An 11,893-nucleotide genomic window follows, 5' to 3' on the forward strand; every position below is an offset into this window, starting at 1 on the left:
AGGCCCGCGTCGGCACCCTCGGGAAACTCTGAGTCGAAGCGCTTCGACAACCTATGGACACCCACCCCCGGTGGAGCTACTGTCGAACCACCCACACACCTGCCCCTATTCGCACCGCGCACTGTCGAAGCGCTTCACAAAGCTTGGAGAGCTGGATGGTCACCCTCGCCGAGGTCGCCCAGCACGCCGGAGTCTCGGCGAGCACGGTGAGCTATGTCCTCAGCGGCAAGCGGTCCATCTCCGCGACCACCCGGACGCGGGTCGAGCAGAGCATCCGCGAACTCGGCTACCACCCGAACGCGGGCGCCCGTGCCCTGGCCAGCAGCAAGTCGAACATCATCGCGCTGATGATCCCGCTGCGCACCGACATGTATGTGCCGGTGATGATGGAGATCGCCATCGCGGTGGCCACCACGGCCCGTACGCACGGATACGACGTGCTGCTGCTGACCGGCGAGGAGGGCCCCGACGCCGTACGCCGGGTCACCGGCAGCGGGCTGGCCGACGCGATGATCCTGATGGACGTCCAGCTGGACGACGAGCGGCTGCCGCTGCTGCGCGGCACCGACCAGCCGTCCGTGCTGATCGGGCTGCCGGCCGACACCTCCGGGCTGACCTGCGTCGATCTCGACTTCAAGGCGACCGGCGCGCTGTGTGTGGAGCATCTGGCGATGCTGGGGCACCGGGACATCGCTGTCATAGGCGAGGCCCCGGCCGTGTACGAGCGGCACACCGGTTTCGCCGAGCGCACGCTGGACGGACTCCGGCTGCGTTCCCAGGAGTTGGGGATGCGGCTGCTGCACCGGCCCTGCGAGGGCGGGTACGACGCGATGGCCGTCACCCTGGCCCGGATACTCGACGAGCGGCCGAGCACCACGGGGTTCGTCGTGCAGAACGAGTCGGCGGTCGAGCCGCTGCTCGCCCTGCTCCGCCAGCAGGGCCGGGCCGTGCCGGAGGACGTGTCGGTGGTCGGCATCTGCCCCGACCAGGTCGCCACCCAGGCCTCGGTGCGGCTGACGTCCGTCTCCATTCCCGCGCAGGAGATGGGCCGGCATGCCGTGCAGCAGCTGGTCGCCAAGCTGGAGGGACGCGGCAGCGACGAAGTCGTGCTGATCGCACCCGAGTTGACCCAGCGGGCGAGCACGGGCCCGGCGCCGTCCGCCACCCACTGACCGTTTCCCCACCCGCTCTCCCACCCCCGTTCTCCCGCCTCCTTTCCGCACCGAGCCCTTACCGGGCACCCCCATGTCTGCCCCCGCCGCCCTCTTCAGGAGCGCCTCTCGTGAATCAGTCTGCCGACAACCAGCCTCAGCCAGGCACGGTCAGCCTCGCGCAGTCGTCCCCGACCGTCGGCACGTTCCGTGAGCGGGACGGTGCGCTGGAGTGGAGCGGCCGCCAGGAGACGCTGCGCGTCGAGCCGTGGGGTCCGGACGCGGTCCGGGTGCGTGCCCGGCTCGGCGGCCCCATCCTCGACGGACTGCCCGGCGCGCTCCTGGAGTCCGCCCCGGCGACCGAGTCGACGGTCAAGATCGAGGACGGGCTGGGGGTGCTGACCGTCGGCGCGCTGACCGTCGAGGTCGACGCCGAGGGCCTGATCCGCTTCCTGCGCACCGAGGACGGCACCGAGGTGCTCGCCGAGGAGCGCGCCCACTTCTGGTGGCCGGGCTCGCGGCTCTACACCGCCGTCGGCAACGGCTACCACCGCCTGGAGCAGCGCTTCGCCGCGTACGACGACGAGAAGCTGTACGGCCTCGGCCAGCACCAGCACGGCCGCCTCGACCAGAAGGGCCTGGTCCTGGACCTGGTCCAGCGCAACGCCGAGGTCGGCATCCCGGTGCTGGCCTCCAGCCGTGGCTACACCCTGCTGTGGAACAACCCGGCGATCGGCCGCGTGGAGCTCGCGCACAACGGCACCCGGTGGGTGGCCGACTCCGCCCGCCAGATCGACTACTGGATCACCGCGGGCACTCCGGCCGACGGCCAGCGCCGCTACAGCGCGGTGACCGGCCGTACGCCCATGCTGCCGGAGTGGGCGGCGGGCTTCTGGCAGTGCAAGCTGCGCTACCGCACGCAGGACGAACTCCTCTCCGTCGCGCGGGAGTACAAGCGCCGCGGTCTGCCCATCGACGTCATCGTCTGCGACTTCTTCCACTGGACCCACCTGGGCGAGTGGAAGTTCGACCCGAAGGAGTGGCCGGACCCGGCGGCGATGGTGCGCGAGCTGGACGAGCTCGGCATCAAGCTGGTGGTCAGTGTCTGGCCTTCGGTCTCCCCCCTCTCCGAGAACCACCCGGTCATGGAGCAGCGCGGCTACTTCATCGGCACCCAGTACGGCCCGATGGCACACGCCGACTGGCCCGACAAGGAGGTGGCGTCGACGGTCCAGGTGGCCTTCTACGACGCCACCAACCCCGAGGCCCGCGAGTTCGTGTGGTCCAAGGTCAAGCAGAACTACCTCGACCCGTACGGCATCACGGCCTTCTGGCTGGACGCCTGCGAGCCGGAGCTGAAGCCGGGCTTCCAGGAGAACCTGCGCTACTGGACGGGCCCGGGCCTGGAGGTCGGCAACATCTACCCCGCCGAGAACGCCCGCACCTTCTACGAGGGCCTGCGCGCGACCGGCGAGGACGAGATCATCACCCTCAACCGCTCGGCGTGGGCGGGCAGTCAGCGCTACGGCGCCGCCCTGTGGTCCGGTGACATCGGCACCGACTTCCCGACCCTGCGCCGCCAGATCGCCGCCGGCCTCAACACCGCGCTGTCCGGCATCCCCTGGTGGAACACCGACATCGGCGGCTTCCACGGCGGCGACCCGGACGACCCGGCGTACCGCGAGGTGATGGTCCGCTGGTTCCAGTTCGGCGCGCTGTCCCCGCTGATGCGACTGCACGGCTTCCGCGACCCGGGCATGCCGCTGGGCCCGCAGATGACCGGCGGCCCGAACGAGGTGTGGTCGTACGGCGAGGAGGCCGGCGCCATCCTGGAGCAGTACCTGCGGCTGCGCGAGCGCATGAAGCCGTATGTCCTGCAGGTCATGCGCGAGGCCCACGAGGAGGGCCTGCCGGTGATGCGCCCGCTGTTCCTGGAGTTCCCCGAGGACCAGGCGGCCTGGTCGGTCGACGACTCGTACCTGTTCGGCCACGACCTGCTCGTCGCGCCGGTGCTGACGGCGGGCGCGACGGCCCGGACGGTGTACCTCCCGGCGGGGGCGCGCTGGACGGACGCGTGGACCGGGGAGACGTACGAGGGCGGTACGACCGTGACGGTCGACGCCCCGCTGGACCGCATCCCGCTGTTCCTGCGGGACGGGGCACGGCTGCCTGTAGCGGAGTAGCCGTGTCGGAGGGGGTGGCCGGGGGGGTGGAGGTCTTCCGGTCACTCCCTCGACAGGTCGACCAACTCGCCGCTCGTGCAAGTGAGTTAGGCGGGATAGAGTCGCCGCGTGTCCACGTCTCCGATAGCCCTCACCCTGGCCGATCTGCTGCTGCGTCCGACCTTCGGCTCCCGTCACGGGCACGAGCGGGTCTTCGACCGGATCGCGGTGGAGGCCGGGGAGTCTCCGGGAGACCGGCAGTTCGTGGACGACTTCCGGTCGCTGCTGGGCTGGTGGGCGAAGGCCGAGAACCTCACCCCGGTCGGCTGGCAGTCCGCGCAGGTCTTCGTGCGCCGGCATCTCACCAACCGGGCCCGCGTACGGCGGTTGATCGCCGAGCATCCCGGGATCGAGCGGGAGCCGATCGAGAAGCCGGTGTTCGTCGTGGGCCTGCCGCGCACCGCGACCACCGTCACGCACGCCGTCCTGTCGCTCTCGGCCGAGCACCGAGGCCCGCTGCTGTGGGAACTGCTCACACCCGACCTGGAGTTGCCGCCCCGGCAGCGCCGCAAGGCGGTCACGGCGGGGCGTCGTCTGGTCCAGGGCACCAACCTGTTCGCGCCGCGCTTCCGCGACATCCACGCGATGGCCGCCGAGGGCCCGGAGGAGTGCACCTTCGCCCTGCCGCACGCCCTGATGCCGCTGTCGCAGGCGGTGATCCCCGAGTACGCGGCGTGGTACCGCGAGCGGGAGTTCGTCGACGACTACCGGTATCTCAAGCAGGTGTTCCAGGTCCTGCAGTACGGCCGCCCGCGCCGCCGCTGGGTCCTCAAGTCACCCATGCACCTGGGCAACCTCGACGCGCTGCGCACGGTCTTCCCGGACGCCACGATCGTGTGGTGCCACCGCGACCCGGTGACCGTCGTGGCCTCCTTCTGCAGTCTGGTCGAGCACGGCATGGCCGTCAGCACCCGCCCCCTGGACCTGCACCGCATCGGCACCCTCTGGCTCGACCTGCTGAGCCACGCCATGACGCGCGGCCTCGCGGCCCGCGCCGCCATCCCGCCCCACGCCCTGGTGGACGCCCCGTACGCCTGGCTCGCCTCCGAGCCGGCCACGGGCGCCCCCAAGCTGTACGACGCGATCGGCGCCCGCTGGACCGACGCCGAGGCCACCCGGCTCCCCGGGGCCGTGGCCCGCCCGAAGGGCACCCGCCCGCACCGCTACGACCTGGCCCGCTACGGCCTGACCCGCGCCGACGTGGAGTCCGCCTTCGCCGACTACAACGCGCTGCGGGCCGAGGTCGACCGCGCCTGAGAACGGACGCGGACCGACCCCGGCCCTGATGAGACGTCAGCTGCTGCTGACGGTCAGGTTGTTGGTGGTGAAGTCCAGACCGCCGGACGACGAGGTGATCTCGTAGCCGAACTGGACGTCACCGATGGTCTCGTTGCTGGACATCCAGCCCTTGCCCGCGATCCAGCTGAGGATGGGCTTGATGTTCACGGTGCCGGAGGAGGAGTCGGACGTCCGCAGGAACGAGAAGACCTCGTTGACGCCGTTGGTGCCCTTGTAGACGGTCCAGGTGTGGCCGCCGAGCGTGACGTTGCCCTGCGAGGTGCCGAGCGGGCCGACGGCCCCGTTGTAGTTGACCCAGAGCATGATCTCGTAGTCGTAGTCGGTGTCCCAGATGTCGTACGACGTGTTGTACGCGCCGGACGACGGGACGCTGACGTTGTAGCTGCTGGTGAGCGAGCCGAGGGAGGCGATCGTCTTGTTGATCACCTTCTTGGAGTTGGGGTAGGACTTGATGCCGCCGGTGTTGGGGTGGTTGGCCCAGACACCCCAGTTGGTGCCGGAGTTGGCCCATACGCACTGGCTGCCGGCGCCGGAGCCCCAGATGTTGTTGTAGAGCGTGTAGCCGTTCAGGCTGGTGTTGCCCCACTGGTCGCAGGAGTTCCAGACCGCGGCCGAGGCGGGGGCGGAGGCGAGACCGACGACGGCACCGAGGGCCATCGCCGGGGCCAGCACGGCCGTGGTGATCTTGCGCAGAGCTGTCTTTGCCATGGTGTCCCTTTCCATGGGTGGGGGGAATTGCGGGGGGAGTTACCACGCCCCCAAGGTGAGGACGTGGTCTTCTCCGGCGACGAGGTCGAGCGGTCGTACATCGCCGTCGCCGGAGGAAGTCCGGAGTTCGATGCGGACGGTGCGAGACGGTCTCAGGACGGCGGTCGCCCCGTCGGGCGTCCAGGTCAGGTCGACCTCCGCGCCGAACCGCGTCCGTACGCCCCGGAGGCGGCCCTGCGGGAGCGTCGGCGGCAGCGCGGGCAGCAGGACCAGCCGGTCCGGGGTCGACTGCACCAGCATCTCGATCAGTACGGCGGGCAGGGTGTGCGCGGCGTCCGCGTTGTAGACGTCGCGCTTCGGGTAGTGCGCGCTCATCAGGGAGGCGTGGAAGAAGTCGCCGCCCAGCACCTGGTCGAGGGCGTGGGCGACCCGGGCGGCGTCCCTGAGGCGGGCCGCGATCAGGGCGTGGTGGAGGTGGCCGTGCGCCGAGTCGTTCTCGGCGCCGCGCAGTTCGAGGGCGCGGTGGGCGGCCGCCGCGAGGGCGGGGGTGTCGTACGGGGTGATCTCGTCGAGCGGCCAGACGCCGTAGAGGTGGCTGAGGTGGCGGTGGTCGTAGGTGTCCGCCAGGCCGGGCCAGGCCCATTCGGCGAGGGCGCCGTCCTCGTTGATCCGGTGGGGCGGGAGGCGGTCGGCGAGGGTGCGCCAGCGGTCGGCGTCCGGGGTGTCCGGGTGGTAGTCGGCCGCCGTGAGCAGGGCGTGCCGGGCCGCCGAGAGGTCCATGGCGGCGTTGAGGGTGACCCAGCTCGCGTTCGCCGGGCGGTTCTCGGGTGAGTAGGAGGGGACGACGACCACATGGCCGTCGTCGTCGCTCCGGGTGAGGAAGTCCTCGTAGAACCGGGCCGCTTCGGCGAGAACGGCGGCGGTGCGCGAATCGCGGTCGCCGCGTGTCTCGTCGTGGTCGACGAGGGGCTTGAGGAGCCAGTCGGCGCCCGCGGTCCACAGGTGCAGGGGGTATTCGCGGCTGAAGTGGTAGAGGTGCCCGGACTCGCCGTCGGTGTGGGCGGGGGCCACGACGCCCCGGGTGCCGAAGATCGTGCGGGCGTTGTCGCGCCAGTGGTCCAACTGGCCGTGGATGAGGGCGGCGTGGGCCTCCGTGACCTCCGGGAGCGCGGCCGCGGCGGCCGACGCGGTCTGGAGGTTGAGGTTGGCGTCGGTGGTGAACGCGCCCGACCACGCCGTGTTCCAGTCGCCGGTCCACAGGCCGGTGAGCCGGGGCGGCAGCATTCCGGCGGCGGACAGGAGGTGGTAGCGGCCGGCCGCGAAGAGGCGTTCCAGGAGGGCGGGGCTCTTCGGGCTGCTGGCCAACTCCGAGCCGGGAAGGGCGCGTTCGGCGTCGTCGGCGCCGAGGTCGAGGCCTGCGCGGAGGTAGGCCGGGCGGTGCAGGGCGGTGTGGCGGGCGAGGAGGCGGTCGTACGGGTCCTCGTCGCCGTCGGGGAGCAGGGCGCGCAGCGCTCGCGCCTCGGCGAGGGCGTCCAGCTCGCCGGTGTGCCGCTGGACCCGGGTGAGGAGGAGCAGCGAGCGGGCACCCTCGACGCGGATGCCGGGCAGGGAGGTGCGGGTGCTGCCGCCGGTGACCAGGGCGAGGGTGACGCCCGTGTACGCGCGGTCGCTGCCGGGGTAGCGGACGCGGAGGGTGAGGAGCGCGCCGTCGGGGGTGAGGACTGCGCTGTGTCCGACGGCCAAGCCATAGGGTGCGCCGGGCAGTTGAGGGTCCAGGGTGACGTCGGCGGTGAGGCCGGGCTCGGTGACGTACTGGACGATGACGTCGTCGGCGCGCGAGACGAAGACCTGGCTCCGCCAGCCGCCCCGCATGGCGGTGCAGACGCCGGTGGCGAAGTCGACCTCGCGGCGGTAGTCCTCGCGGTTCTCGCGCTCCTCTGCGACCGGACGACGCAGCCGTATCTGGAAGGCGGGATGGAAGGGCTGCACCCACTGCAGCTCCCGCCCGTCGGTGAACCGCTCGGCCGCCATGACGTCTCCGGCGAGCAACCGGTCCTGGAGCTGCGGGAGTTCGGCGGCGAGGGCCGGTGGGCGGGCGTGTTCGCTGCCGTTGGGGCGGACCAGGGTGTGGTGGTTGACGATGATCCGGTCGGCGTTCGGATCTCCGAACACCATGACGCCGTGTCGGCCGTTCCCGCTCAGGAAGGCGTCCTCCCAGCGGGCGGCGGGGGTGGGGTCCCAGATGCCGTGTACCGGTCCGCTCATGAGGCGGCCTCCAGCACGGCCACGCCGTACCGCCCCAGCTCCACCCCGTCGGTGACGTCCGCGCCGGTCAGCAGGTCGCGGTGGCGGCCGGGCACCGGCACGGTGACGCCGTCGCGCCCGTGGTTGAGCAGGAACAGCAGCCCGCCCCGGCGGACCGCCTCCACGCCGGCCGGGAGCCCGGTGAGGGTCGGCCGTACGCCCGCGCCGGCGGCGATGTCGGCGAGCAGGGTGCGCAGGGCGTGCGGCTCGGGGAGGGTGGAGACGTACCAGGCACGGCCCTTGCGCAGGACGGCCGGCAGCCCGTCCAGCTCGCCGCCCTTGTAGGGCGTCACGGCGTCCACGTCGTCCGCCGCCTCGATCTCCTCGGACCACAGGGTGCCGTGGAAGCCCTCGACGTCGGCCTTCTCGCCCGCGTCGAGCGGCCACCACTCGTGCAGGACGCGGATGCCGAAGAGGTCGCGAAGACGGGCGTCCATGCCACCCGCGCGCACCCGGTCGTCCTCGTCGGCGACGCCGGTCTGGAAGCCGGCGACGAGGGTGCCGCCGCCCTCGACGTAGGCGACGAGGCGGTCGATGGCCGCGTCCGTCATCAGGTACAGCTGCGGGACGACGACCAGCTTGTACGCGGACAGGTCGTGCTCGGGGTGGGCGAAGTCCGCGACGGTCTGCGCCTCCCACAGGGCGCGGTGCCAGGCCCGGACCACCTGCGGGTGGTCGACCTCGGTAGACAGCCGCCCGTCCTGCTGGCTCGCCCACCAGGCGTTCCAGTCGAGGAGTACGGCGACCTCGGCGGCCTCGACGCGGCTGTCGGCCACCTTCTCGCTCAGCAGGGCGAGTTCGGCGCCGATCCGCTTGACCTCCTGGAAGGTACGGCCCTGCTCCCCCGCGTGGCTGACCATCCCGGAGTGGAACTTCTCCGAGCCCTGCCGGGACTGCCGCCACTGGAAGTAGCAGACGGCGTCGGCGCCGCGGGCCACGGCCTGGAGGGACCAGAGGCGGTTGAGGCCGGCGGGCTTGGGATGGTTGACCCCGCGCCAGTTGACCGGCCCGGCGGCCTGCTCCATGACCATCCAGGGGCCGCCGCGGGCCTGCGAACGCGTCATGTCATGCACCAGCGCCCCGTACTGCCCGCCGAACGGATCACGCGGATCCGGATAGATGTCGACGGAGACGACGTCCTCCCGCTCGGCCCAGACCCACGCGTCCTGCCCCTGCCAGAACGGCATGAAGTTGGTCGTCACCGGGATGTGCGGGGTGTGCCGGGCGACGATGTCGCGCTCGGCGAGGTAGCACTCCAGCAGCGCGTCGGAGGTGAACCGCTTGAAGTCGAGAACCTGGCCGGGGTTCTTCATGTAGTGCGCCCGGCGCGGCGGCAGGACCTCGTACCAGTCGCCGTAGCCCTGGCTCCAGAAGGCGGTCCCCCAGGCCTCGTTGAGGGCGTCGAGGGTGCCGTACTTCTCCCGCAGCCAGCGGCGGAAGGCGGCCTCGGCCTCGTCGCCCCAGTCATAGGTGCAGTACTCGTTGTTGATGTGCCACATCCGCAGGGCCGGGTGGCCGCCGTAGCGGGCGGCGAGGTCCTCGGTGATGGCGGCGGCGTAGCGGCGGTAGGTGGCGCTGGAGTGCGAGAAGTGCTGGCGGGAGCCCCACCACTCGGTCCGGCCGTCCTCGTCGCGCGGGAGCGTCTCGGGGTGCAGACGTCCCATCCACGGCGGGGGCGAGGAGGTCGGGGTGGCGAGGACGACCCCGATGCCGTTCTCGTGCATCAGGTCCATCAGCCGGTCCAGCCACCCGAACTCCCGCTCCCCGGGCCGGGGTTCGAGCTTCGCCCAGGAGAAGACGCCGAGGGTGACCGAGTTGACCCCGGCGTCCTTCATCAGCCGGACGTCCTCGTGCCAGGTCTCCTCGGGCCACTGCTCGGGGTTGTAGTCGCCGCCGAAGAGGATGCGGCCACGGGTGGCGTCGGACAGGGAGGGGCCAGAGGGGCCCTTCCCCGCGAGTTCGTTGCGCTCCGGCATCAGACCGGCTCCCCGTACTGCACGCCGCGCCCGTTGGTGGCCAGGTAGACACGGCCATGGACGCGCGGGTCGCCGGTGATCGTCTCGCCGGTCCAGCCCCACTGGTGCTGGTCGTCGTTGATCCGCACCCAGGTCTTCGCCTCGTCGTCCGAGCGGTGGACGGCGGTGATCGTCTCGGTGGAGCCGACCATGTAGATCGCCGGGTAGTCGGCGCCGTCGGCGGCCTTGCCGAAGCCGAGGGTGTACGAGGCCCAGCAGCTGGCGACCTTCGAGAAGCCGGCCCCGCCGTCGGTGGACCGGTAGAGCCCGTTCCCCTTGGTGGAGAGCCAGAGGTCCCCGGAGCGCCCGGGCGCCGCGACCAGCTCGAACTGGCTGTCACCGGAGGGCAGTCCGCTCGCCCGGGCGGTGAAGGTACGGCCACTGTCAGTGCTGGCGAGCAGCGTTCCGGTGTCGGTGTCGTACGCGTAGAAGCGCGTCGGGTCGGCCGGGTCGGCGACCGGCGTGGCGCCCTTCGGGAAGGAGGAGACCTCGGACCAGGTGGCACCGTTGTCCGCCGAGCGGTAGGCCGGGTACTTGGTGCCGTCCCAGTGCACGAAGACCCACAGCAGCACGCTGCCGTCGGCATTGGTGGCGATCGGCCCCGGTGCGTCCTTGGCGATGGAGGGCTGGGCCGCGAAGGGCGCCCAGGTCTGCCCGCCGTCGTTCGAGTAGGCGCCGTTGCCGTTGTCGCCCCAGCCGGCCCGGACGACATACGCCGGCCTGGCCGCGGCCTGGGCGAGTCCCGTCGCCGACCCGAACACGGGGTTCGACGCCATGCCGCGCGAGGGGGAGGCCGTGAGCGACTCGTGGTACATCACGCCGATGTCCCCGTTGCCGCTGATCAGATGCGCCTCGCCGACCGGCGGCGAGATCAGCTGGCGCACCGATGTCTCCTCCAGGCCGCGGATCTGCGGGGCCCAGTTCTTCAGGTCCCGGGTGCCGTAGAGGGTCGCGCCGGTGCCGTAGACGATGTGCCGGGAGTCGTACGGGTCGAGGGCGACGGCCTGGATCCACCAGCCGAACTTGGGCTTGTCGTTACCCCACTTGAGGTAGGGGGTCTCGGAGACGTCGAGGACGGCCGTGTCCTTCAGGGACGTCCAGGTGCGGCCGCCGTCGGTGCTGCGGTACACCGTGTCGACCGCCGCCCAGCGGTTGTTGGTGGAGACGACGAGCGTGCCGGGCCGACGGGCGTCGACGGCGACACCGCCGTAGCCGAAGTCGTCGGCGGACCCGTCGGCCGTGGTCCCGCCCGGCTTCACGGGCGTGACCTCGGTCCACTTGCCGTTGAGGGTGCACAGCTTGTGCACGCTGCCGTCGGACTGGCCGTTGGGGCCGGGCGCGTTGGCATACGTCACGTACAGGTGGCTGGTGCCCCGGTCGTAGGCGGCGCGGATCGGGACCTTGGCGGCGGTGCCGGTGGGCTGGCCGGGGACGGCTTCCCAGGTGGTGCCGTCGCTGGTCCGGTACAGGTTCTTCGTCCCCGAGGTGCCGTCGCCGTCGCCCCACCCTGCGTAGAGGGTGCGTCCGGCGGCGACGAGGAGGGTGACGCCCTGGCCGCTCGCGCTCGGGGTGCCCGGGAAACCGGAGGCGGCGGCCCAAGTGGCCCCTCGGTCGGTGGACTTCAGCAGCCCGTCGTGCCGGGTGCCCAGCCACAGCGTGTTGCCGTCCCTCGGATCGACGAGCAGCCGCTCACCCGTACCCCGGCCGTCCTCATTGCCGCCGAGCTTCACGGTGAGGTCGGTGCGGGACCAGGTGGCGCCGCGGTCGTCGGAGCGCAGGACGGCGCCGTTGGAGGCCCACGACTGGGCGTAGGTGCCGAGGGCGAGGTAGAGGCGGTTGGGGTGGGCCGGGTCGACGGCCATGGCCTCGACGCCGAGGAGGTTCCAGTCGTCCCAGCCGAGGTGGTCGGTCAGCGGGACCCAGTTCGCGGTGCGGTCGTCCCAGCGGTAGGCGCCCCCGATGTCCGTACGGGCGTAGGCGAGGCCGCGGACGGAGGGGTGGAACAGGACGCCGGTGACGAAACCGGTGCCGCCCATGACGGCGGTGCGCCAGCGGTACGCCTGGCCGGCGGCGGCAGAGGGCTCGGCGGCGGAGGCGTGCGCTGTGAGGGACGGGAGGGTGGTGAGCGCGGCGGCGGCCGCGGTGCCGGCGAGGACGGTTCGTCTGCTGGGGCGGGACGCGTGCATGACACATA

The 11,893-nt window shown here is 71.7% G+C and carries 7 protein-coding genes; 3 read left to right on the top strand and 4 right to left on the bottom strand.

The window, feature by feature from the left end; all coding sequences use genetic code 11:
* The first annotated feature begins 155 nt into the window (after positions 1–155).
* From QQM39_RS11090 to QQM39_RS11100, 3 genes are all read left to right on the top strand, one after another.
* Complete coding sequence (locus QQM39_RS11090; protein ID WP_301996530.1) at positions 156–1,172, top strand: LacI family DNA-binding transcriptional regulator; 1,017 nt, start codon at positions 156–158, stop codon at positions 1,170–1,172.
* A 110-nt stretch (positions 1,173–1,282) separates the two neighbouring features.
* Positions 1,283–3,334 (top strand): glycoside hydrolase family 31 protein, encoded by a 2,052-nt coding sequence (locus QQM39_RS11095; RefSeq protein WP_301996531.1) that lies wholly within the window; start codon positions 1,283–1,285, stop codon positions 3,332–3,334.
* Positions 3,335–3,442: 108 nt separating this feature from the next.
* The gene (locus QQM39_RS11100) at positions 3,443–4,630 is read left to right on the top strand and encodes a sulfotransferase (RefSeq protein ID WP_301996532.1); all 1,188 of its coding nucleotides are present in this window, start codon (positions 3,443–3,445) and stop codon (positions 4,628–4,630) included.
* A 36-nt stretch (positions 4,631–4,666) separates the two neighbouring features.
* Here the strand turns inward: QQM39_RS11100 and QQM39_RS11105 are convergent, their stop codons facing one another.
* Genes QQM39_RS11105 through QQM39_RS11120 form a run of 4 tightly spaced genes read right to left on the bottom strand, consistent with a single transcriptional unit; the run spans position 4,667 to position 11,885 of the window.
* Positions 4,667–5,380: a hypothetical protein gene (locus QQM39_RS11105; protein ID WP_301996533.1), complete on the bottom strand. Its 714-nt coding sequence runs from the start codon at positions 5,378–5,380 to the stop codon at positions 4,667–4,669.
* Positions 5,381–5,419: 39 nt separating this feature from the next.
* Positions 5,420–7,645, bottom strand: coding sequence for a glycoside hydrolase N-terminal domain-containing protein (locus tag QQM39_RS11110; RefSeq protein ID WP_301996534.1), 2,226 nt, complete (start codon positions 7,643–7,645; stop codon positions 5,420–5,422).
* Positions 7,642–9,660: a beta-galactosidase gene (locus tag QQM39_RS11115; RefSeq protein ID WP_301996535.1), complete on the bottom strand. Its 2,019-nt coding sequence runs from the start codon at positions 9,658–9,660 to the stop codon at positions 7,642–7,644. The genes QQM39_RS11110 and QQM39_RS11115 overlap by 4 nt, the downstream gene beginning before the upstream one ends.
* Entirely contained in the window at positions 9,660–11,885 is a 2,226-nt protein-coding gene (locus QQM39_RS11120; protein WP_301996536.1) for a sialidase family protein, read from the bottom strand. The genes QQM39_RS11115 and QQM39_RS11120 overlap by 1 nt, the downstream gene beginning before the upstream one ends.
* Positions 11,886–11,893: the final 8 nt, after the last annotated feature.

The organism is Streptomyces sp. DT2A-34, assembly GCF_030499515.1.
Taxonomy (GTDB): Bacteria; Actinomycetota; Actinomycetes; order Streptomycetales; family Streptomycetaceae; genus Streptomyces.

Bases quoted from the DNA above. Each gene is read 5' to 3' on its own strand.
- QQM39_RS11090 (WP_301996530.1), top strand. From the start codon at position 156: ATGGTCACCCTCGCCGAGGTCGCCCAGCACGCCGGAGTCTCGGCGAGC.
- QQM39_RS11105 (WP_301996533.1), bottom strand. From the start codon at position 5,380: ATGGCAAAGACAGCTCTGCGCAAGATCACCACGGCCGTGCTGGCCCCG.
- QQM39_RS11110 (WP_301996534.1), bottom strand. From the start codon at position 7,645: ATGAGCGGACCGGTACACGGCATCTGGGACCCCACCCCCGCCGCCCGC.
- QQM39_RS11115 (WP_301996535.1), bottom strand. From the start codon at position 9,660: ATGCCGGAGCGCAACGAACTCGCGGGGAAGGGCCCCTCTGGCCCCTCC.
- QQM39_RS11120 (WP_301996536.1), bottom strand. From the start codon at position 11,885: ATGCACGCGTCCCGCCCCAGCAGACGAACCGTCCTCGCCGGCACCGCG.